At 31.3% G+C, this 22,919-nt stretch carries 24 protein-coding genes and 1 tRNA gene; 9 read left to right on the plus strand and 16 right to left on the minus strand.

Annotated features, from left to right (window positions below; all coding sequences use genetic code 11):
• Positions 1–2 precede the first annotated feature (2 nt).
• Complete coding sequence (locus P9515_RS03115; RefSeq protein ID WP_041710565.1) at positions 3–611, minus strand: TIGR04282 family arsenosugar biosynthesis glycosyltransferase; 609 nt, start codon at positions 609–611, stop codon at positions 3–5.
• Positions 612–811: 200 nt separating this feature from the next.
• Here P9515_RS03115 and dnaA point away from each other — a divergent pair, with 200 nt between their 5' ends.
• Positions 812–2,203 carry a chromosomal replication initiator protein DnaA gene (gene dnaA / locus P9515_RS03120; protein WP_011819943.1) on the plus strand — a complete coding sequence of 464 codons (1,392 nt, stop codon included), beginning with the start codon at positions 812–814 and terminating at the stop codon, positions 2,201–2,203.
• Here the strand turns inward: dnaA and P9515_RS03125 are convergent.
• Positions 2,198–3,436 (minus strand): glutathione S-transferase, encoded by a 1,239-nt coding sequence (locus P9515_RS03125; RefSeq protein ID WP_011819944.1) that lies wholly within the window; start codon positions 3,434–3,436, stop codon positions 2,198–2,200. The two genes, dnaA and P9515_RS03125, sit on opposite strands and share 6 nt — an antisense overlap.
• Positions 3,437–3,488: 52 nt before the next feature.
• Between P9515_RS03125 and gorA the strand changes: the two genes are divergently transcribed.
• Positions 3,489–4,853: a glutathione-disulfide reductase gene (gene gorA / locus P9515_RS03130; protein ID WP_011819945.1), complete on the plus strand. Its 1,365-nt coding sequence runs from the start codon at positions 3,489–3,491 to the stop codon at positions 4,851–4,853.
• Between the two features lie 5 nt (positions 4,854–4,858).
• Here the strand turns inward: gorA and P9515_RS03135 are convergent, their stop codons facing one another.
• Complete coding sequence (locus P9515_RS03135; RefSeq protein ID WP_011819946.1) at positions 4,859–5,938, minus strand: calcium/sodium antiporter; 1,080 nt, start codon at positions 5,936–5,938, stop codon at positions 4,859–4,861.
• A gap of 107 nt (positions 5,939–6,045) precedes the next feature.
• On the opposite strand from P9515_RS03135, the gene pyrC reads away from it, so the two are divergent.
• Positions 6,046–7,095 carry a dihydroorotase gene (gene pyrC, locus P9515_RS03140; protein ID WP_011819947.1) on the plus strand — a complete coding sequence of 350 codons (1,050 nt, stop codon included), beginning with the start codon at positions 6,046–6,048 and terminating at the stop codon, positions 7,093–7,095.
• 343 nt (positions 7,096–7,438) lie between these two features.
• Here pyrC and P9515_RS03145 read toward each other — a convergent pair whose 3' ends face one another.
• The gene (locus P9515_RS03145; RefSeq protein ID WP_011819948.1) at positions 7,439–7,630 is read right to left on the minus strand and encodes a PspC domain-containing protein; all 192 of its coding nucleotides are present in this window, start codon (positions 7,628–7,630) and stop codon (positions 7,439–7,441) included.
• Between the two features lie 196 nt (positions 7,631–7,826).
• Between P9515_RS03145 and P9515_RS03150 the strand changes: the two genes are divergently transcribed.
• The 4 genes from P9515_RS03150 to trpA all read left to right on the plus strand — a co-directional run bounded on the left by P9515_RS03150 (position 7,827) and on the right by trpA (position 9,425).
• Positions 7,827–7,912 (plus strand) — tRNA-Leu (locus P9515_RS03150).
• 75 nt (positions 7,913–7,987) lie between these two features.
• Entirely contained in the window at positions 7,988–8,221 is a 234-nt protein-coding gene (locus P9515_RS03155; RefSeq protein WP_011819949.1) for an NAD(P)H-quinone oxidoreductase subunit L, read from the plus strand.
• 4 nt (positions 8,222–8,225) lie between these two features.
• Positions 8,226–8,546, plus strand: coding sequence for a DUF3007 family protein (locus tag P9515_RS03160; RefSeq protein ID WP_011819950.1), 321 nt, complete (start codon positions 8,226–8,228; stop codon positions 8,544–8,546).
• A 39-nt stretch (positions 8,547–8,585) separates the two neighbouring features.
• Complete coding sequence (gene trpA, locus P9515_RS03165) at positions 8,586–9,425, plus strand: tryptophan synthase subunit alpha (RefSeq protein WP_011819951.1); 840 nt, start codon at positions 8,586–8,588, stop codon at positions 9,423–9,425.
• 106 nt (positions 9,426–9,531) lie between these two features.
• Here the strand turns inward: trpA and P9515_RS03170 are convergent, their stop codons facing one another.
• The gene (locus tag P9515_RS03170) at positions 9,532–9,882 is read right to left on the minus strand and encodes an AbrB family transcriptional regulator (protein ID WP_011819952.1); all 351 of its coding nucleotides are present in this window, start codon (positions 9,880–9,882) and stop codon (positions 9,532–9,534) included.
• A 99-nt stretch (positions 9,883–9,981) separates the two neighbouring features.
• On the opposite strand from P9515_RS03170, the gene P9515_RS03175 reads away from it, so the two are divergent.
• The gene (locus tag P9515_RS03175) at positions 9,982–10,251 is read left to right on the plus strand and encodes a YciI family protein (protein ID WP_011819953.1); all 270 of its coding nucleotides are present in this window, start codon (positions 9,982–9,984) and stop codon (positions 10,249–10,251) included.
• A 212-nt stretch (positions 10,252–10,463) separates the two neighbouring features.
• Here P9515_RS03175 and P9515_RS03180 read toward each other — a convergent pair whose 3' ends face one another.
• From P9515_RS03180 to hisIE, 4 genes are all read right to left on the minus strand, one after another.
• On the minus strand, positions 10,464–10,781 hold the full coding sequence (locus tag P9515_RS03180) for a LexA family transcriptional regulator (RefSeq protein WP_011819954.1): 318 nt from the start codon (positions 10,779–10,781) through the stop codon (positions 10,464–10,466).
• A complete protein-coding gene (locus tag P9515_RS03185; protein ID WP_011819955.1) occupies positions 10,778–11,152 on the minus strand; it encodes a YkvA family protein in 375 nt (124 codons plus the stop codon). The genes P9515_RS03180 and P9515_RS03185 overlap by 4 nt, the downstream gene beginning before the upstream one ends.
• A gap of 27 nt (positions 11,153–11,179) precedes the next feature.
• The gene (locus P9515_RS03190) at positions 11,180–12,103 is read right to left on the minus strand and encodes a sigma-70 family RNA polymerase sigma factor (protein WP_011819956.1); all 924 of its coding nucleotides are present in this window, start codon (positions 12,101–12,103) and stop codon (positions 11,180–11,182) included.
• Positions 12,104–12,251: 148 nt separating this feature from the next.
• The gene (hisIE, locus tag P9515_RS03195; RefSeq protein ID WP_011819957.1) at positions 12,252–12,914 is read right to left on the minus strand and encodes a bifunctional phosphoribosyl-AMP cyclohydrolase/phosphoribosyl-ATP diphosphatase HisIE; all 663 of its coding nucleotides are present in this window, start codon (positions 12,912–12,914) and stop codon (positions 12,252–12,254) included.
• A 62-nt stretch (positions 12,915–12,976) separates the two neighbouring features.
• On the opposite strand from hisIE, the gene P9515_RS03200 reads away from it, so the two are divergent.
• Positions 12,977–13,441: a 6-carboxytetrahydropterin synthase gene (locus tag P9515_RS03200; RefSeq protein WP_011819958.1), complete on the plus strand. Its 465-nt coding sequence runs from the start codon at positions 12,977–12,979 to the stop codon at positions 13,439–13,441.
• A gap of 28 nt (positions 13,442–13,469) precedes the next feature.
• Here P9515_RS03200 and P9515_RS03205 read toward each other — a convergent pair whose 3' ends face one another.
• From P9515_RS03205 to P9515_RS03235, 7 genes are all read right to left on the minus strand, one after another.
• Positions 13,470–16,052 carry an ATP-dependent Clp protease ATP-binding subunit gene (locus P9515_RS03205; RefSeq protein WP_041710567.1) on the minus strand — a complete coding sequence of 861 codons (2,583 nt, stop codon included), beginning with the start codon at positions 16,050–16,052 and terminating at the stop codon, positions 13,470–13,472.
• Positions 16,053–16,130: 78 nt separating this feature from the next.
• Complete coding sequence (petE, locus tag P9515_RS03210; RefSeq protein ID WP_011819960.1) at positions 16,131–16,481, minus strand: plastocyanin; 351 nt, start codon at positions 16,479–16,481, stop codon at positions 16,131–16,133.
• Between the two features lie 58 nt (positions 16,482–16,539).
• Complete coding sequence (locus P9515_RS03215; RefSeq protein ID WP_041710568.1) at positions 16,540–17,523, minus strand: NAD-dependent epimerase/dehydratase family protein; 984 nt, start codon at positions 17,521–17,523, stop codon at positions 16,540–16,542.
• Positions 17,524–17,531: 8 nt separating this feature from the next.
• A complete protein-coding gene (hemE, locus tag P9515_RS03220; protein WP_011819962.1) occupies positions 17,532–18,572 on the minus strand; it encodes a uroporphyrinogen decarboxylase in 1,041 nt (346 codons plus the stop codon).
• Between the two features lie 127 nt (positions 18,573–18,699).
• Positions 18,700–20,964, minus strand: a complete 2,265-nt coding sequence (gene glgB, locus P9515_RS03225; RefSeq protein WP_011819963.1) for a 1,4-alpha-glucan branching protein GlgB — start codon at positions 20,962–20,964, stop codon at positions 18,700–18,702.
• Positions 20,965–21,015: 51 nt separating this feature from the next.
• On the minus strand, positions 21,016–22,593 hold the full coding sequence (locus tag P9515_RS03230; RefSeq protein WP_011819964.1) for a CocE/NonD family hydrolase: 1,578 nt from the start codon (positions 22,591–22,593) through the stop codon (positions 21,016–21,018).
• A gap of 8 nt (positions 22,594–22,601) precedes the next feature.
• Positions 22,602–22,868, minus strand: coding sequence for a hypothetical protein (locus P9515_RS03235; RefSeq protein WP_011819965.1), 267 nt, complete (start codon positions 22,866–22,868; stop codon positions 22,602–22,604).
• Positions 22,869–22,919 lie beyond the last annotated feature (51 nt).

A 22,919-nucleotide genomic window follows, 5' to 3' on the forward strand; every position in this document is an offset into this window, starting at 1 on the left:
AATTATTCCCTTTTTTTTATATCAATTATTGTATCAATATCAATTTTTCTATGAAGAAAGTCGTGTGTTATGGCAACTTGATTGAAGTTATCTATGGTTTGTTTAAGGACATCTTCGCTACTCCATTTAATGTTTATAAAAGGTAAATATAAATCAGTTGATAATAATCTTTCTGAAAAAGCAATTAGCCAATATCCCCCGTCATTTGATGGGCCTAAAATAAGATCATTTTTTTTTAGTTTTGTAAGGGCATTTAATAAATCCAAATGACAAAAATCTGGAAGATCAGTCCCTATAAAAATAATATTTCGTGTTTTTGTTAGGTTGAATTTTTTATTTATAAGAATTTGTCTTCTCATCTTTTCTCCTAAGCATCCTTTCCCTTGTAAATTAAAGTTTCTAACTCCTAACTCATTAGACCATCTTTTACTCTTTTTGAATCCAAGACCAGAGATGGCTAAGGAAATATCTATTAAACCTTTGTTTTCTATAGCTTTAGCAACAGAAACTGTATGTTCTGTCATTTTTCTTTGCACATTTGCAGAACAAAATTTACCTATATCTTTTGATAATCTAGTTTTACAACGACCATAAGCATGCCACTTAGCCATCACAATTAGCAGTGCCTTGTCCAATAAAACTCCATATGTTTTCATTATTATAAGGTTTAGACAATGGTTAGAATTTGTAATTAAAAAAATTTTTTTATAATGCGCATTGTTAATAAATTTTAAATTTATCGTGATCTTGCGATTTGAGAATGACCAATTAATAAATCCCTACTAGATTAAATGTCTATTGAATAAATTTAGTGCAAGCAACCAATCCTATTTGGGCAGAAGTTCAACAATTACTTCAAAAAAATTTAAGTAAACCTTCCTTCGAAACTTGGATAAGGCCAGCTAAATTTAATTGTTTTGAAAATGGCTTGTTAACTTTGATTACTCCAAATAACTTTACAAGTGATTGGCTTAGAAAAAATTATAGTGAAACTATTGAAAAAGCTGCAGAAGAAATTTGTGGACATAATGTAAAGGTGATTTTTAAGTCTGAAAATAATGTCAACAACAATTCAAATATTCCTGACACCGTTAGCCAACAAAGTATTAAATCTCAGACAAGGTCTATTTCTACAAGTCAAGGGAATAATACAAATAATAGAACAAAAAAATCTCATTCTTTAAATATACGTTATGTATTTAAAAGATTTGTTGTTGGTCCTAACAGTAGAATGGCTCATGCCGCAGCTTTAGCTGTCGCAGAATCTCCGGGGAGAGAATTTAACCCGTTATTTATTTGTGGTGGAGTTGGTCTTGGTAAGACCCACTTAATGCAGGCAATTGGTCATTACAGAGTGGAAATTGATCCTGAAGCGAAAGTTTTATATGTTTCAACAGAAACTTTTAGTAGTGATTTGATTCAATCTATAAGAAAAGATGGAATGCATGTCTTTAAAAATAAATACAGATCAGTAGATCTACTATTAATTGACGATATTCAATTTTTGGAGGGCAAGGAATATACCCAAGAAGAATTTTTTAATACTTTCAATGCTTTGTATGAAGCTGGTAAACAAATTGTTATTGCAAGTGATAGGCCTCCTAGTCAGATTCCTAAATTACAAGAAAGGCTGATCTCTAGATTTTCAATGGGATTAATAGCAGATATTCAACCTCCTGATATTGAGACAAGAATGGCAATTCTGCAGAAAAAAGCTGAACAAGAAAGAATGAATCTTCCAAGAGATTTGGTTCAATTTATCGCAGGAAGATTCTCTTCAAATATTCGGGAATTAGAGGGTGCTTTTACTAGAGCCGTTGCATTCGCATCAATAACAGGCTTACCTATGACAGTTCAATCAATTGCTCCAATGCTTGATCCAAATAGTGTTGGAGTAGTCGTAACGCCAAAGCAGGTAATAAAAAAGGTCTCAGACTTCTTTTCAGTAACAGCTGAAGAATTAGTTAGTTCAAGCAGACGAAAGCCAGTTAGTCAGGCAAGGCAAATAGGCATGTATCTTATGAGGCAAGGGACTAATTTGAGCCTTCCAAAAATTGGAGATGAATTTGGAGGTAAAGATCATACCACGGTTATGTATGCTATCGAGCAAGTGGAAAAAAAATTGTCAAGTGATCCAAATGTTGCAAGTCAAGTTCAAAAAATAAAAGATCTTCTTCAAATTGATTCAAGAAAAAATTTATGATCTTTGATTTAATTTGAATTTCGAAGGGTCTTGATCATATCGATGTGTAACTGGAATCTTATCAGTTTTGGAATTAACATTAGGTGACCCTATTTTATTTAATGATTGCCTCAATAATCTTGCAGAAATGACAGGCATGTCTCTTGGGACTGAAATTCTATTTTTTAGGTAGTTGATAGACATGACAGCTTTGTCAGGAACTTTATTAATTTCAGAGGTAATCATATATGTAAGAGCAGATCTTAATGATTGATCAAATAAGTCTTTTTCATAAGGATTTGCATTGATAATATTATCTTTATGTTTCAAGACTCTTTTGAGGGCAAATTTAGCGTAATAATCTAAGTCAACAGCCTGATTAAATTCTGATTTCCCAAGCCCTTCTCCAACATCTATTAGATTAGATAATAAAATTTGTTGATCATTAACATCCTTAAAGCAGCCGCCCATTTGAGGAGGTAGATCATGAGAATGTGTATGAAAATCCCCTTGAGTACCTCTATAGGGAGACAGATTTTCGAGGAGAGAAAGCCATCTATCAATGTGAGGGTAATTATTCCTTAAATTGAATCCTTTGTAATAGCTTAGAGAAGCGTTCATTCTTTCTATATAGGGAATAAAAATAATATCTCCAGTCCCTGGCTCTATTTTATCTGAATCATTTATTTGTGAATCAATGAATCCTGTTTTGGATGAACTTAATATTTTTTCAAATTTTTGAATAGATTCCTTAAATTTATTTTTACTAAAGGATTCATCTAGATAACTAAAGCTTTTTCTGCAAAGCCAATTACACCATGATCTAAAAATTTCTCTTTCTAAAATTCTTGCTTCACGAATATCATTTGAAAGGAGCGATGAACCAAGTGTTCCATATTCATTTTCTAAAAGAGATATGATGTTATCACTTTCTGTTATTATTTCCCCATTCAAGTCTATTGCAGGTAATTTACCTGAACTTACTTTGTTGAGATACCATTTTTCTTTTTGACCATAACAATACATATTTATTTTTTTAACTTTGTATGGAATCCTCTTAAATTCAAGCCATAACCATATCTTTTGGCAGTAGGGGCACCATGAATGTCTATCTCTAAATAAAGTAAGATCAACTTCTTTTTCACTATGACCAAATAATCTTAAATTAGAGTAAGAATTATTTATCCCATTAACTCTATCAATATCATCAATTTCAAATTTACTTAAATCTGCCCAACTCAAAACTTTATTCATTATTTGATATTAGACTTCGTTATAAGGATATAATATATGTTTTAAAAAGATTTTGGAATTTGAATTTGATTTAATTGTTGTTGGCGCTGGTTCCGGCGGTTTGGCCGCTGCAAAGCGCGCTGCAAGTTATGGAGCAAAAGTTGCAATAATAGAAGTTAATAAGATTGGTGGAACTTGTGTTCTTCGAGGTTGTGTTCCCAAAAAACTGATGGTTTATGCTGCCAATAATAGAAGGAATATGGTTTCTGCTGAAGGGTATGGACTAATAAATAAAGAAATAACTTTTAATTCTAGTGTGTTACTAAAAAACGTTAGAGAAGAAGTATCTAGATTGAGTCACATACATTCAAACTCTTTAAAAAAATTAAACGTGACAGTTTTTGAAGGCTTAGGAAGATTTAAAAATCAAAATACAGTAGAAGTGGTTTGTCCAAAAACAAGAAACATTTTAAGAAAAGTAAGCGCTAATAAAGTTCTTATTTCGGTGGGTGGTAAACCCAAAAAACTAGAAATTCCAGGGGTAGATTTAGCATGGAGTAGTGATGATATTTTTGAATTGCAAGATTTTCCTAAAACATTATTAATAGTTGGTGGAGGCTATATTGCATGTGAATTTGCATCTATTTTTAAAAACTTAGGTACTGAGGTTATACAAATAATTAGAGGTCAGAACTTGCTAAGTGGATTTGACAAAGATTTGTCAGAATGTTTGAAAAAATCAATGACCTCTTTGGGCATAGATTTAAAATTTAATAATCAATTAAAGTCTATAAAAAAAATTAAGGGAAAACTACAGTCGACTTTAGTATCAGGAAGTAAATTTTTAACCAATAATATACTTATTGCAACTGGACGAGAGCCTGCTCTCAAAGAATTGCATTTAGATACTTTAAATCTTAAAATGGATGGTATTTATTTAGATGTTAATGAAGTTAATCAGACAAGTAATTCCAATATATTTGCGATTGGAGATATAATCAAGAGGCCAAATTTAACCCCAGTAGCAATAGAACAAGGGAGGGTTTTCGCCGATAATTATTTTGCTGATCGTAGAAGAAAAGTTAACTATCAAAATATTCCTAAGGCAGTGTTTACTATCCCAGAGATTTCAACCGTTGGACTTAGTGAGGAAGAGGCAACAGAAATTTACTCGGAATTAAATATAAAAATTTTCAAATGTAGTTTTACTCCTATGTCCAACACCTTTAAAAAAAACAAATCTAAATGTATGTTAAAACTTGTGGTCAACAAAAAAAATGATAAGATTTTAGGCTGCCATATGTTTGGTGAAGCAGCATCTGAGATTATTCAAATGGTTTCAGTCTCTTTAAATGCAGGAATAACTAAAAAGGATTTTGATAATACTATGGCTTTGCATCCAACTATTTCAGAGGAATTTGTAACTATGTATGGCTGATGAAATTATCTTCTAGATGTTTTTAACTTTTCTTGTGTAAAAAGATATACTGTGAATAAAGAAAAATAAATAAAAATACACACCCTCAATTGATAGAGATTGTTAAATTCTTTCAAGAACAATAACTTATCCATGATGTAAAAAATATAAAGATTCAAAAGTATAAAGCCTTCAATTCTAGAAATCTTACCTTTTGTCCAAAAAATTGGAAGGCACGCAAAAGTAGTCAAAACCATGAATGGTAGGTCAACTTTTATAAGGCTTTGATCAATTGTTAGACCTTTTAATCCGGAAAAAATACTGCAACTTCCCAGTATAAGAAGCTGATTGAGTAAATTACTTCCAATGACGTTACCAATAGCAAGATCTGTTTTACCTTTTAATGCTGCAATTATGGAAGTAACGAGTTCAGGCAGTGAGGTTCCCGTAGCAACTATCGTGAGACCAATAATTATTTCATTTACGCCTAATAGAGTTGCTAAAGATTGAGAACCATTTACTAAAGTATTTGAACCAAAACTTAGAAGAAGAATTCCAGATATCAATTTAAAAATAATGTTGAATTTGCTTCTCTCTCTTCCTTGAGATTCCTCAATCTCAGGCTCAGCCTTTTTTGTCTCCTCTTCATTCTCTTGTATTGTATTTATTTCCCAAATTGTATTTAAAGTTAAACAAAATATTAAAAAAATCCCTGCCTGCCAAGTTAATAGACCTGTTGATGACATTGCCCAAACTGCACATGAAATAGCTATTAGAAGAGGGACATCTCTTCTTACAATTCTGCTTTTTACTTTTAAAGGTGTTATCAATGAGCTTATTCCTAATACAACAAGAACATTAAAAATATTGCTTCCAATTACATTACTTGCTGCTAGAGAGTCACTCCCTTTGAAGATTGAATTTAAACTTACTAATAATTCAGGAGAACTTGTCCCTAAAGAAACAACAGTTAAACCTATTACAATTTGAGGTATACCTAAAATTAAGGATAAAGAAATCGCCCCTTGAATGAATAATTCTCCACCGGCAAAAAGTAATATTATTCCTATTAATATCTCCATTATTGGCAATATAAATTCACTCATATTTAAAAGACTTATTTAAATGATTATATCTTTAATTTATTCAATAATTATCTTAAAACTATTGTCAAAATTTATTTGCTGTTAAAATAGATTAAATAATTAAAATTTTGAAAGATTTAACTATATTAAAGCCTGATGATTGGCATTTACATTTAAGAGAGGGAATTGTTTTAAAAAATATAATTAAGTTTAGCTCCGAGTTTTTTGGCAGAGCTATTGTGATGCCAAATACCAAAAACCCAATAACATCTATAAATAAATGTATATCTTATAAAAAATCTATTTCTGAAGGATTACCTGAAAATTCAAAGTTTGAGCCATTAATGACGATATATCTTACGGATGAAACAATAAAAGATGAATTAATAGAAGGATTTAAAAATGATGTTTTCTTCGCAGCTAAATTATATCCTGCTAATGCGACAACAAACTCCAGTCAGGGCGTAAAAAAAATAGAAAATCTTTATGAAATTTTTGAAGTTATGGAAGAACTTGGAATGCCTCTTTTAATCCATGGAGAAGTGACTGATCCTAAAGTTGATATTTTTGATAGGGAAGTGGTTTTTATAGATAAAGAACTTTTACCTCTAATACAAAGATTTCCAAAGTTAAAGATTGTTTTAGAACACATAACCACCTCTTATGCTGTTTCTTTTGTCCAAGAGAATAATTTAGGCGCTACTATTACACCACATCATTTACATATAAATAGGAATGCAATGTTCTTTGGAGGATTAAATAGTGACTTTTACTGTCTACCAGTCGCTAAAAGGGAAAATAATAGAATTGCTTTAAGGAAAGCTGCTACTAGTGGAAAAAAATGTTTTTTCTTAGGCACAGATTCTGCCCCCCATTTGAGACAGTGGAAAGCTTTTTGCGGTTGTGCAGGTATTTTTAATTCACCAGTTGCAATAGAAAGCTACATCCAAGTTTTTGATGAGGAGGATTCACTGGATCAATTCGAAAAATTTGCAAGCTTGAATGGTCCTAATTTTTATAATTTGCCTGTAAATAAAGAAAAAATAAGATTAGTATCTAAATCAAATGAAATCCCAAAATTTATTGAAGTAATTGATAATAATAAGGTTGTTGGGCAAATAAAACCATTTCATGCAGGTGAAATACTAAACTGGCAAGTTGAAGGGATTGTGAATTAAATCTAATCTAACCACTCAAGAAAAGTTAAAATTCCCAAATTCTTATTGGTTAAATGTATTAATATCTACCAAGTTCAAAAGCTCAAGTTACTTTTAGAAGTGTGCCGAAATTGAAGATGGGCAAGGCTTAAAATGAAATCTATAATTTAATACATTAGCTAAAAAGAAATTTGCGGATTGAGGTGAAACTCATCCCCTTTATCAATTTATAACCTATCCACTATCCACATTAAGTTGAATTCCAAGACATAATTTAGCGACCTTAACTATAGAAATTTCTCATGTTTTTAAAGGTTTCTATTTATAAAGAGAGTTTTTAACTTTGAATCACAAGACAAAATATCTATTCTGCTTTTTCAATAGGAAAAATAACAGCCAATCCAAGATATATCAAAATTGGAATGCCAAAGGTGAAACATGCAGAGATGAAAAAAACTAATCGCCAGAAAAAAACATTTCCTCTATTAGATTTTTCTAGACCTTTGCAAACGCCTAAAAACCAAGAACCTTTTTTTGCTCTGATAATGCTTGACATCTATTTTTTAATTAAAGCTTATTATAGTAATTTATAAGCTATCTTATTTTTTCTATTAAATATTGGCATAATTCTAAATAAGCTATTCCCATATAGGTCAAAAGCGTCTATTGCTTCCCTAAAAGTGTAAATATTCGCATTTTTCTTGTTTAATTGAGAGACTTTCGGCTACGATTAAATTGTGCAAATTCCTTTTGGGAGTGTGGCGGAATTGGTAGACGCGCCGGACTTAAAATCCGTCGAGCGCTTTAGCTCGTGGGGGTTCAAGTCCCCCCACTCCCATTCTTTAACTATATATTAAGTTTTTACGATAACTTTTTATAATTGTTATCTTTTACTAGGAAACCAGAAATTCAAATGGAAAGCATTCTTAATAATTCAGTTATTACTTTTGTTGCTTACGTGGGTATTATTTCTATTTATTTATTTGTTATCCCTTTAATACTTTTTTACTGGATGAATAATAGATGGAACGTTATGGGTAAATTAGAGAGATTAGGAGTTTATGGATTAGTTTTTCTTTTCTTCCCAGGCTTGATTTTATTCTCTCCATTTTTAAATCTTAGATTAAGAGGAAATAACGAAGGGTGAATAATTGACTAAAGGTAAGGTTGTACAAATAGGTTTATTGATCTCTTTGTTAGGTATATTAATTTTTAAATTATTACCCCAATTTGGGATAGATAATCTTACCTCAAGTACTATCTCAAACTTTATCTTGATTTTGATTGTAATAACATGGGTAACATCTTACATTTTAAGAGTTGTAAACGGAAAAATGACTTTTATGGAACAAAGAAAGCGTTACAGAAAAGAATATGAAAAAATTGTGAATGATAAACTTGAAAATAAATTCAACTCATTACCAAAAGAAGAGCAGGAGAAACTAATGGAAGATTTAGAAAAAAATCTATAAAACACTTAACAATAATCAAATAAAAAAAATCAAAAATTCATGAAAGAAAACAAGAAACCTCAATTTACTAAAAATGAAACTTTATCAAAAATAAATGAGAAGTTTTTGGAATTAAAGAAAAGTAAAAAATTAGCCTTGATGCCTTTTATAATGGCTGGTGATCCAAATATTGAAAAAACATCAGAGATTTTATTAAAGTTGCAAGAAAAGGGTGCAGATCTTATTGAATTGGGAATCCCTTATAGTGACCCTCTTGCAGATGGACCGATTATACAATTTTCAGCATCTAGGGCTTTAAAATCAGGAACTACTTCCATAAAGGTTATTCAGTTATTAGAGTCGCTTAAAGATAAGTTACGTATTCCAGTTATACTTTTTACTTATTTTAATCCTATCTTAAATTTTGGACTTGAGAATTTTTGTGATTTAGCATCCAAAGCAGGTGTTGCAGGATTGATAATTCCTGATCTTCCCTTAGAAGAAGCCTCTAAATTTTCGGAAATTATTAGTTCTTATTTTATTGATTTAATATTATTAGTTGCCCCTACTACACCCTTTGAAAGAATGAAAATGATATCTAACAAAACAAAAGGGTTTACTTATCTTGTAAGCGTAACAGGAGTAACAGGAGAAAGAAGCAAAATGGGAAATAGAGTAGAAAGTCTTATTACTAAATTAAAAGAAATAAGCATTAATCCAGTAGCAGTTGGTTTTGGAATATCCGCTCCTGAACATGTTAATAGAGTCAGTAAATGGGGGGCAGATGGAGTAATTATTGGAAGCGCATTTGTTAAAAGAATTTCTAATAGTAATGAAAGAGAAGTTGTAAATGAAGTAGGAAACTTTTGCGAAGAAATGCGTAAAGCAGCTGATCAATAATAGTAAATAAGAAAAAAATTTTTTTTATAAACTTATATGATTCAAAATCATTAGCGTAATAGGGGAGTATTTATTTTTTTATAGTTAAACCAATTCTTTATCTTAATTAGTCAGCTGGTAATAATCTTATTTGCTTTCTCCCCAGCTTAATTTCAAACTCATCTCCTGCTTTCAAGTCTAAGAGTGCTGTATATGCTTTCCCAATTAAAAGATTTCCATTACCTTGGACTGTTGCTATGTAACTTAATTTTCTACCACCCTTTCCTATTCCTGCAACTCCAGCATCACCTAGGTTAATACCTTTTGCTTCAAGCAGTGCTTCGTAAAAGGCGGTGAAATTTAGACGTTCTGTTCCATTCTTTTTTGTGGAAACATATCCACAGGCACGAACAAGATCTGACTTGCTAACATCACCAAGTTCTTTAACTTTAGCTAGAAGATCGCTACCAGTGAGCATAATAAATTAATACAAAGTTATTCTTAATTAACATAGCAATTAGTGTGTAATTTGTGCAATTATTAATTATGTATTTATTAAATTAGTTATCTTTTAATAATGGAAAAATTTATAGTTTTTGGTAAGTACTGTGAGGATGCAATTAATAAAAGGGAACCATTTCGCAAACAACATCTTAAGCGACTTGGGAATTTAAAAGATAGAAATATTTTAGTTACTTTAGGACCTACTAAATGTACAAAATATTTATTTGGGATATTTAATGCTAATGATAAAAATGAATTAAGAGAATTAATAGAGAAAGATATTTATTGGCAAAAAGGTATATGGATTTCAATTGATATTTATCCATGGATACAGGCATTCTAATCTAAAGTAGTTAATAAAAAATAAGATTATCTATTAGCCCCTTTATATTTAATAAAACAATCATCAATTACATTTTTGATTGTTAAAAATTAGTTTTCAATGTATGAAACCAAATGATAAAAAACATTTATTAATAAAAAAAGATTCTAAAAATATTCTTTTTATGTAGATAACTAAGCTTGAAATTTTGTTAGATAATTTAGATAATCTTATTAAAGACTGTCTTTTTTTATTTGGTTTACTAAAGAGTCGATATCTAATTGATTATATGAATGGTTTTCCTTTTCTTTCTCAGAATCTGTTGGAATATTGTTTAGCCAATTTTGTTCTATCTTTATAAGATTTTTTGCAATATGGTAAACCCCTCCTTTTTTGTGAAATTCTTTAATTTTTTTAGTGATTTCGGAGGTTCGACTTGATTTGAGATTCAATTCATTAGCTAGATCTTTTTGGGTATATCCGTGAGATTTTAACCAAACTTTAATAAAATCTAAAAGTTCTTTCTCTTCTTGCGGGGATAGTTTATTCATTTCAAGAAAGGGAATAACTTATTAAGTTTCCTTTCTGCTCTAATTCTTATTGAAGGAGTCATATACTTACTCCAAATACTTAAGACTGCAGTGAGTGCAACAAAGTCATCGCTAAAACCTACTAAAGGCATAAAGTCAGGGAATAGATCAAAAGGCATTATTAAATAAGCTAATGCAGCCATTAAGGAAACTCTTACTTGAGTTGGAGTAAAAGGATCAAGGGCCATTTCTAAAACTTCTAAGGCAGGCTTTGCAATTGTCCTCCCAGCCTTTATTAGGATTTTTATGATGATATTTTCATCCAAAGATGAACTTTCAATAACCTCTGCATCATATATTTTTTCCTTTTCTTTTGTATTGGACTCATTCATAGTTTTAAATTATTAAATTAAAGGCTTTTAGCTAACACTATCTACAAGTCCATTCTGAATTCCGGCTTTTCTAAGCTTTCTCAAGGCTCTTTGTACAACTTGTCTACAATACTCTCTACTACAACTCATATGTCTTGCAACTTCAGCTAAAGTTTTCCATTCATTAGAGCCATCTAATCCAAATCTTAAACTTACTATTTTTCTTTCTTTTTCAGTAAGGTTGGCTTTATCTAATAGTGTCCAAGCAGAGGCTGTTCTCTCTGCAAGTTCTGCTAATTCCATTGGAGGGGTTTGATCACTTGGAAGAATATCAACCAATTCAGATGGGTCTGACTTGGACTTGACAGTGCCTTGAAGACTAACTGTGATGCTTCTTAACTCACAAGAAAGTAGTTCATCAATTTCTTCTTTAGTAATTTTCATCTCTTCTGCCAGCTCAAAGCTAGTTGGAGGAAAACCTTTAAGTTGCATTAGCTTAGATTTTGCTGCTCTTAATTTTGTTAGTTTTTCATTTATATTTACGGGTATTCTTATGGTTCTGCTTTGAGTTGATAAAGCCCTATTCAATCCCTGCCTTATCCACCAGTAAGCATAAGTGGAGAATCTATGACCTCTTGAAGGATCGTATTTTTCTACAGCTCTTGTAAGACCAAGAGTACCCTCTTGAATTAAGTCTAATAACTCTAAACCCTTCCCTTGATATCTTTTCGCAAGATTTACCACTAATCTAAGATTTGCTGTAATCATCGCATTCTTAGCCTTTTCACCAATTTTGATTTTCTTTTTTTCAACTTCAGAATATTCACAAGCAGAGCCTTTGCCTCCCGCAGTTTGACATCTGTTAATTAACACAACCATTTCTTGGACTTTTCTTCCCATAGTGAGTTCCTTCTCGGGTGTCAAAAGTTGATGACGACCTATTTCTCCAAGAAAATCGCTTAATGAACTCACGATTTACACCTTTAGTTAATGTATTCAACTTATAGTTAATTTCTTAATAAGCTACACATGTAATAATTAATTAATATTTAATTAATAATTATTATTTCTTAATTTGATGAAATTTCTTAATTTATAGTTTTCATATATAGATATTTGATTATCTTTTTTTTCTTCTTGATTCAAGAATATTTAGCACATCTCTCCACTCAACCCCCTTATACAGCAAAGCAACTTGGAGATGATATATTATATCTGCAGCTTCATTTGAGATTGAATTTTTGTCATTATCTTTGCAAGCCATTATAAATTCAGCAGTTTCTTCTCCTATTTTTTTTAAGATAGTATTACTACCTTTTGTTAATAAAAGATTGGTGTAACTTTTTTCAGAAGGATTAATTGATCTTTCATTAAGAGTATTAAATAATTCTGAACAAACATTAGACAAAGGCTTCTTTCTCTTTTCTTTTTTATTAATAAAATTATTATCTATTTTGTTGAAAAAACAACTTTTTTCACCTGTATGGCATGCTCCGGAGCCATTTTGCTCTATAGAGAGAAGAAGTGCATCATTATCACAATCAAATCTAATTTCTTTAAGAATTTGGGTACTACCGCTTGTTGCGCCTTTTCTCCAAATTTCAGATCTTGATCGGCTCCAGTAATGGACATTTTTTGTCTGAAGTGTTTTGTTTAAAGATTCTTTATTCATCCAAGCAAACATAAGAATTGAACCGTCTAACCAATCTTGCGCTATTGCAGGGATTAATCCATTATTGTCAAAGTGAAGATCTTCTATCGAAAAATTAGTTGAATAAGCCATTATATTAAATGTGTTAACTCTTTACTCTTTGTTTGACTAGAAATCATCTTAACAGCTAATTAATGAATATTCATTCTTCGAAATTTTCTTGCTCTAAAAGTTATGAGGATTTTCCCTGTTCTCATAGGCAATGGCGTCATGAAGGACACTGTAGGTTTGTGCATGGCTATTCGAGATCATTTACTTTTTGGTTTGTTGCAAAAGAATTAGATGTGAATGGTTTTGTTGTTGATTTTTCTGGATTAAAACCTCTTGAAATAAAACTAAAAGAACAATTTGATCATACATTTCTAGTTAATAAAGATGATCCTTTATTAAATTACTGGAAAAAGTTACATGATTTAGAAGCTTTAAATTTGAGGATTATGGATAATGTGGGAATGGAGTTCTCTTCTAAGATCGTATGGCAATGGGCAAATGAATTCTTAAAGGAAAAAGATAAAGGAAGAACTTGCTGCTGGAAAGCAGAATCAAAAGAAAATAAATCTAATTCTGCTAATTATGAAGAATTGCCAGAGTGGTTCTAAGACCTGTAAAAAGATTTTTTCGTAAATATTACTCTACAAACAATTTCCCATTCTTAATAAATATATCAACCTCTTTTTTATTTAAATAAATGTTATTAAGGATATTGTTTGCAATGTTTGTCGTGATTTGATTTTGAATAATCCTCTTTAATGGTCTCGCTCCATAATTATTATCAAAACTATTTTTGACTAAGTACTCAACCGCCTCATCTGAAATTTTTAATTTTAAATCTTTTTTAATAAGTCTATTTTCTAAATTTTTAAGTTGAATGTTTGCAATTTCTTTTAATTCATTTATTTCCAAATTTTGGAAAATCACAATTTCATCTAATCGATTTAAGAATTCTGGCTTAAAAAATTTCTTTAATTCAAGATCCACAATAGTTTTGATTTCATTTTTATCTTCATTTCTGATAGATAAATCATTTATTGATTGACTGCCTAAATTACTTGTAAGTACAATAATTGAATTTTTAAAACTAATAGTTCTGCCTTGACCATCAGTAATAATCCCATCATCAAGCACTTGCAAAAGAATATCTAAGATATCTTTATGAGCTTTCTCTATTTCATCTAAGAGAATCAATGAATAAGGATTTTTGCGAACTGCTTCTGTTAATTGACCTCCGGATTCAAAACCTAAATATCCAGGAGGAGCTCCAATGATTTTGCTAACTGAATGCTTTTCCATGTATTCAGACATATCTAGTCTTGTAATCGAATCACTTGAATCAAATATTGTTTCAGCTGTTACTTTGCTAAGTTCTGTTTTACCTACTCCAGTTGGTCCTAAAAATAAAAAACTTGCTAATGGTCTATTCGGATCATTGAGTCCTGTCCTTGATCTTTTTATTGAATTTGCGACAGCAAAAATAGCATTACTTTGGCCAATAATTTTTTCCTTAAGAGTTAATTCTAATTTTAAAAGTTTGTCTTTTTCAGATTGGTTTAAATTATTAACTGGTATTGAGGTCCATTTCGAAACTACCTCCGCAATATCATCAAAGGTTACTTCCTGTCTTAAAAGATTATTTTCACCATTTTTAAAAGAATCTACCAAAATTTCATTTTTTGATTTTAATTTTTTTTGTAATGAAATTAAGGTTCCAAATTCTAATTCTGCTGCTTTATTAAGATCAAAGCTTCTTTTGGCTTGTTCTATCTTTAATTGTGTAGATTCTATTTCTTCTTTTAAATTACTAATCTCATCAATTTCTTCTTTCTCTTTTCTCCATTTAATATTTAATTCAGATTGTTTAGACTTGAGATCTTTAAGCTCATTATTAATTTTTTTTATCCTTTCTAAAGAAAAATTATCGGATTCTCTTTTTAGGGATAAATTCTCCATTTCTAGTTGTAAAACTTTTCTATCAATCTCATCAATTTCTTCTGGTTTTGAAGTTATTACCATATTTAATCTTGAGGCAGCTTCATCAATTAGATCTATTGCTTTGTCTGGAAGAAATCTATCGTTGATATATCTTTCGCTTAAGCTGGCAGCGGCAACAAGAGCATTGTCAGAAATTCTTACACTATGGTGAACTTCATATTTTTCTTTAAGTCCTCTAAGTATTGAAACAGTATCATCTACTGAAGGCGCGTTTATTTTAATTTTTTGAAATCTTCTTTCTAAAGCGGGATCTTTTTCTATATTTTGTTTGTGTTCATTAATTGTAGTAGCACCAATACATCTTAATTCCCCTCTCGCGAGCATAGGCTTTAAAAGGTTACTTGCATCTAAAGAACCTCCGCTCGCACCTGCTCCAACAACTGTATGTATTTCATCAATAAAAAGAATAATTTTACCTGCAGAACTTTTAACTTTTTTTAAAACATTTTTAATTCTCTCTTCAAATTCTCCTCTGTACTTAGCTCCGGCTATTAATGAACCCATATCTAATGAGATTAAACGCCTATTATGTAAGGAAGATGGGACATCTCCATTAACTATTCTTTGAGCTAACCCTTCAACTATTGCTGTTTTGCCTACCCCGGGCTCTCCTATTAGAACAGGATTGTTTTTTGTTCTTCTGCTTAGTATTTGTATAGTTCTTCTGATTTCTTCATCCCTTCCAATAACTGGGTCTAAGTTACCCTCTGAAGCTGATTTAGTTAAATCAATACCGAATTTGTCTAAAGATTCATTAGGACTTTCAAAATTATTTTGAATTTTCGGATTGGATTTCATTTCAATTATGGTTTCTAAAAAGTCTGGAATTTTTTTCTTATTTAAAATTAACTTTCCGCACACTTCATCATAAGACAAACCGTAAAGCAAGTGTTCTGTTGATATCACTACATCGTTTAAGGAAACTCTTAAATCATTTGATTTTAAAAAAATGTTATTGAGGCTTTCTCCTATGTACAATATTTTTTGCTTGTTCTTCATCTTTGCTTTTGAATTTAATAAAGAAATTAAATCTTTTTCTATCTTTTCAATATCTACTTCGTTTTTCTTAAGTATTTCTTTTGCAAGACTGTCTTCTTTTATTATTGTAAGTAATAAATTTTCTGAATCTACAGTTTGCTGAAAATTATTAGCTGCTATTTTTTTCGACAAAATAAAATAGTCCCAGGCAGAATTTGAAAATTCAGTTGGGACTATTTTCATTAAAGCGAGGATTAAATACTTTAATTATTTCGAAACATTCACATGGATGATGAATATTTAAAAAACAATAAGAGGTTTTTATTCAACAATTACTTTTCCTACCATACCAGCTCCTATATGAGGCTCACAGTAGTAGTCATAAGTTCCTGCTGTATCAAAGGTTTCTTCCCAAGATTCTCCTGGAGCGAAGGCTAGATCAGCATGACTTAGTTCCTCATGGCCATCAAAAACAGCGTTATGAGGGGCTAATTTATTATTGATGAATTTAACAGTATCACCTGGACTTATAGTTACAGAACTTGGCTCGAAAGCAAGCATTCCAGCATCAGTTCCAAGTTTGACTTCAACTGTTTTAGCTGAAACTGAAGAGATACCAAGGCCTAGAGTTAGAACTATTGCGAATAAGCCTGTAAAAAATGAACGTAGCATAATTTAAATTAACTATATAACTATATTACAAGGGTTTGGTAACTAAATCGCGAGAAGTTTAATTGATATTACAGCTTGGTAATTTAGCTAACCTTAAAATATCATTCAGTGATTTAGCATGACTTTTTAGCTTAAATGTCTCTGGATTAGTCACTGGATGATGATTGAAGTCATATTTTTTAATACTGAAGCTATCCCATGGAGTTGCTTGAATAGGAAGTATTCTTAATAATATTTTCATTATTTTTTTTGTTAGAGTTATAGAAAAATATCTATTCATTCGATTCCTTTTTAAAAGGATATTAATCGCATCATCAATTGAAATATAGTTTTGACCTAATACAAATTTCTTGAAACCTTTATAGGCATCTTCTTTATGATTTTTTATTAGAAAGCCACAAATTTGTGCAATGTCATTGGCATGTATAAAGTGAAATTTTGAGTTAAGTTTTAGAAATCTTGCTAACCAGAGCCATTTATTTATTTCTAACAAACCGCTGGTTAGATAGCTTGTTGGATACTTACTTCTTTTATTAAGAGTTCCACCAAAAACTAGAGTAGGGAAAACTGCAAATGTTTTTTCTGCAAAAGAGCTCTCTCTAAGTCTTTGAAAACACTCATATTTTGTTTGAATGTATTCTGTTCCATAAGTTAAGGATTCTCTCATTAATTCAGTTTCTTGATTAAGTATGCTCGCTGTTGAAAAATAAATTATTTTTTCTAATTTATTTTTTTCAAGCATTCCCAATAACTCTTCAAACGCTTTTATATTTACTTCATAGGCTCTTTTCGGATCACCCCAAGCTGTGGCAGTGTGTATAAGAAAATTTATTTGACTAATTTCTTTACTGAATTTATTGCATTCTCGAATATCACATATGAGCAATTTAATTCTTTTGTTTTTCTGGATGGATAGTGATAATTTATTTTTATTTCTAACCATGAGATAAAGCCTAAATCGAGTATTTTTTAAAAACCAATCAATTAAATATTGACCAACACATCCGTTAGAGCCTGTTATTAATAAGTTTTTAGTTGCCAAAATATTAATTAATAAGTAAGTTTTTTCCCGTGTTCAAAAAATGTTTGAGCATTTTCTTCAGGTGTACCTGGTAAAATTCCATGGCCTAAATTAAGAATATACTTTCTTCCTTTTGATTTGTTAAAAGTAATATCTATCCTCTCTTTTATGGATTCTTTATTTCCGAATAATAGACCTGGATCAACATTACCCTGAATACCAATACCTTCAGGAATTCTCTTGCATGCTTCCTCGATATCTACAGTCCAGTCTAATGAAATTATGTCTACCCCAGTTCTTGCCATTCTTTCTAATAGCCCAGCACTTCCTGATATATATAAAATAATAGGAGTTTCTGGGTATTTTTCCTTAACTATATCAACCACTTTTTTTTGATAAGGACCAGCAAAAATATCGTAGTCTTGAGGACTTAATTGTCCTGCCCAAGAGTCAAAAATTTGTACAACCTGAGCACCAGATTTGATTTGATATTTTAAATACTCACCTATGGATTTTGCAAAATGATCAAGAAGCTTGTGTAGCAAATCAGGCTCTTTGAAAGCCATTGACTTTATTAAAGAATAATTTTTACTGCTTTTGCCTTCAACTACATACGCAGCAAGAGTCCAAGGTGCTCCAACGAATCCAAGAACAGTAGCTTCATTATTTACATCTTTTTTTAATGAGGATAGGACTTCTCCAACAAAACTTAAACTTTCGCTCGGAACTAATTCTTTCAAATTTTCTATCTGATGAATATTTTTTATGGGATTCTCTATGATTGGCCCCTTACTTTCTATTATTTCAAAATTGATACCCATTCCAGGCAGAGGGGTAAGAATATCTGAAAAAAGAATCACTCCATCCGGCTTGAAAGCCTTAAAAGGTTGCATTGAAATTTGATAAGAGAGTTCTGGGTTCTCAGATCTTTCCCTAAAACTTGGATAGCGCTCTCTTAAATCTCTATAAATCTTCATATACCTACCTGCTTGTCTCATCATCCATACTGGAGGCCTATTAACTTTCTTGCCTAAAGCAGCAGATAGTAAAAGTGGTAAATTCTCACCCATTTTTAGAGTTCAATATGTTTTTAAAAGAAAAAATAAAAAATCTTTAACTTAAAAAGTTTACAACGTGGAGCAGATTAAAATCGTTGATGTGAAGAATTAAATGAAATTAACTAATTAAAAAGCTTTTTTATTTCTTTAGCTGATGCTTAAAGATACTTACACTTAGTGGTGGGAGAGCAATTTCAAGAGCATTTTCATAATTGTGAATATTATATTTTAGGGTGTCCTTACCTCCCATATTCCCTTTGTTACTTCCTCCATATTTAGATCCATCTGAATTAAAAATCTCCTTATAGTATCCTTCTAATGGAACACCTATCTTATATGATTCGTGAAAATTAGGGGTAAAGTTTGCTATAACCACAAGCCATTCATTACTTTCATTTTCCCTTCTCATAAAACTAATAACTGAATTAGAGGTGTCATCGCAATCTATCCATTGAAATCCATAAGGATCAAAGTCATTTTTCCATAAAGATGGCTCATTTTTATAAAGTTTATTTAAGTCATCAATAAGGTTTCTAATACCTTTGTGGGGTTCATATTCTAGAAGTTCCCATTGAAGATCATCCCAAACATTCCATTCTTGCCTTTGTCCAAATTCCATTCCCATAAAAATTGTCTTTTTACCAGGATGTGTCCACATATAAGTTAATAAAGCTCTTGTATTCGCAAATTTTTTCCAATCATCTCCTGGCATTTTATGTAGAAGGTGACTTTTCCCATGAACAACCTCATCATGGCTAAGAGCAAGCATAAAATTTTCGGTATAGTTATAAGTTATCGAAAAGGTCACGCTATTTTGATGAAATTGTCTAAACCAAGGGTCTATTTCAAAATAATCGAGCATATCGTGCATCCACCCCATATTCCACTTTAAATTGAAACCTAAACCTCCTACATTTGTTGGCTCTGTAACCATTGGCCAAGTAGTGGATTCTTCAGCAATAGATAGTGCTCCCGGGAAATGTTGAAAAAGGACATGATTTGCTTGCTGAAGAAATTTAACAGCTTCTAAATTTTCATTTCCACCATTTTCATTTGGAATCCATTCTCCTTCTGGACGTAAATAATCTCTGTATAACATTGAAGCTACAGCATCTACTCTTATTCCATCAATATGAAATTCTTCAAACCAATAAATAAGATTTGCTACTAAAAAATTCCTTACTTCATTTCTACTGTAGTTAAAAATTAAAGTTCCCCATTCTTTATGTTCTCCAATACGAGGATCACCATGCTCATAAAGATGACAACCATCAAAGAAAGCTAAACCATGTTTATCTTTTGGGAAATGGCCAGGAACCCAGTCTAGAATGACACCTATGCCCTCTGCATGGCATTTATTTATAAACTCTTTAAATTCATTTGGAGTTCCATATCTACTTGTTGGGGCATACCAACCTGTAACTTGATATCCCCATGAACCATCAAAAGGATGTTCTGAAATAGGCATTAATTCGATATGAGTAAATCCTCTTTCTTTCACATATGGGATAAGCTTTTCGGTTAATTCAGGATAAGTTAAAAACCTTGTCCCAGGCTTTAAATCTGCTGCGGGTACTGGATGTCTTGGGTTGCCATTTTTTTCAATATACTTATTATCGGTTGAATCATGCATCCAACTTCCAAGATGCATCTCATAAACTGAAATAGGTTTGTTAATTTGACTTGATGAATCTCTACTAGTGATCCAAGAACTATCTTCCCAATTGAAGTTGTTGAGTTTAGATATTATTGAGCCATTTTGGGGCCTTACTTCATGAAGAAAACCATATGGGTCTGCTTTTTCATAAATATGCCCTTGTTGAGTTCTTATTTCATATTTATAAACATCTCCTTCCTTCAATATTGGCATAAATAATTCCCAAACTCCACCCAGCCTTTTTTGCATAGGATGATGTCTACCGTCCCAAGAATTTATATCTCCGATTATTGAGATTGATTTTGCATTTGGTGCCCAAATACAGAACATTACACCTTTTTGATTTATATCTTCACTGATATGGGCACCCATTTTCTTCCAAATATGATGGTGATTACCCTCTGCAAAAAGGTGCCTATCGACCTCCCCCATCCATTCATCCTTAAAAGCCCATGGGTCTTGTTGTGAATGAGAAACTCCTCCTCTCAATACATTTATTTGATAATTATTTTTTGGGTCTTCATGAAGAATTGCCTCAAACATCCATTTATGATTGGGAGTAGTTGTTTTATAGGTTTTATCCTTAAAAGTAATATTTACTTCATCTGCCTCTGGCATCCATACTCTTGTAACCCACTTCCCTTTGAAGAAATGGGGACCTAAAATATTTAATGGATTATCATTGCAACAATTTTCGAGGTTGAAAGCTTCTGATTTAATCCAGTCTGTTTGAATAGTTTCTTTCATGACTGGTAGCAGTTAAGAGATAAGTTTATCAAATTATCAACAAAAAAAAAATCAATTGAAAAATGGATTCATTTTCATAAATGTTTTACTGAGTTCAAAACTTAAAGTTATAATTTTGTGATTAATTGTGGGAGCTCCATTATTATTGTCGCTAGATCCTGAATTTATGCCAATTGCTGGGTATGCCGCAGCTGATATTGACAACCTAAGTTTTGAACCCTTAAGAAGTAGAATATTTGTTGGATGCATTTCAATTTTGCACTCACATTTTTCATTTTTCTTTGAGTTTTTAACTCTTAAAAATCCAGTTGAAAATTGATTGACAGTTTTTTCTTTTTCATTAACCATAGACAAGGCAAGACATATATCAAAGCTTTTCTGATCACATTTTACTGAGGTTTCGAGGGTTGGAATTCCTGAAATCTGAAGATCTTTCTGCAGAGAATTGGTTTGAAAAACCCCAACATCTAATCTTGTATCAAAAATATATCTATCAAACATCCCAGGGGTTGGACCTAAATGTCCTCCCTCTCCTTGAGACGGCCTCCATGGATCATTAACAATTGAAAACCAGCCTGAACCCTTTGAATTTAGCAGAAGACTACCATCAGTGACTTCAGTATTTGCGGTCCCATTACTTTCAAGGCCAAACTTATATTTTTGAACCTTTCCCTCTTCAATTGGTTCCCATTTTTTTAATGAAAGATTCCAAATTTTTTTATGTTTAGAAAAATTTTTTTCTTTAACTTCTTTATCACTTTTGAGGTGGGTATCAAAAAAGTTTAATAAAGTTTTTTGTGATCCCTCCCACCAATTCAAGTGTGTAGCATCACCAATTATTATGTCAGGATTTCCTCCTGCAGCTTTTGACTTTTGATAGAGGTCAAATGCACCTCTTAGATGAGGATCCCAAAGACCACCAATAATTAACATTGGTTTTTTTAACCATGATGAAATTAACTTTATCTCAAGAAAATCATTATCATGATTTATATTTTTATGCCATTCAAGTACAAAGTTATTAGGATCGTATTTTTTTAAAAGAGCTAATCCTTTTCTTAAATAACTTTTATTTTCCAGCGCTGAAATTATTTCTTCCCATCCTAAAGAATTATTTTCTCTTTTCATCTTTAAGGCAGCTATTTGTAATCCCCACGCAATATTATTATTCCACCAAAAAGCCCCACCATCCGAACTCCAGTGATTTTTTAAATCTATTCCCGTCATTGCGGGGGATAAGCAATCGGGAGGCTTTGAATCTTTGGTTCCTGTAAGTTGAGTCAATCCTTGATATGAAAAGCCATATAAGCCAAGTTTTCCATTGCATTCTTTTAAAGATCTTACCCATTGATGTGTTTCTGAGGTGTCTTTAGGTTCTTGAGAAAATCCTTTAAATATTCCACTAGATGAACCCTGACCTCTTACATCTTGAATTACGACCATGTAACCTTTTGAAGCCCACCATTCAGGATGAGAATAAGTAATTGTTGAAGCTATTTCTCTTCCATATGGTTGTCTCATTAATAAGGCGGGCCAAGAACCGTTTCCTTTAGGGGTCCAAATTCTTGAAGCTAGTTCTATCCCATCATTTAGTCTTAATGACTTATCAACCCAATTTACTTCCCGCATTTAATTATTTAAATAACCTGAGGGCAATGAAGTCCAATTACATAAATAGAGAGAATCTCAGCATTAATTGGGTTTAGGTTATTTTTTTTTGCAACAAACTCTATAGCTTTATCTGAACTGGCTGAGATACCTTTTGAATTTAATTCTTTAAATTTATTACACATCTTAATTGCATCACTAGGATTTTTTTTGACGCTCTCCAAAAGATTTGATTGGCTTAAAATTGGATTTATATAGGATAGAGATAAAAATACTAATAAAAGAAAGTTATTCATTTATTTATGATCTTTGCCAAATTCTACATTAAAAAATTTTTTTAATCAAAA

The organism is Prochlorococcus marinus str. MIT 9515 (assembly GCF_000015665.1).
In the GTDB taxonomy this organism is placed as follows: Bacteria; Cyanobacteriota; Cyanobacteriia; order PCC-6307; family Cyanobiaceae; genus Prochlorococcus_A; species Prochlorococcus_A marinus_P.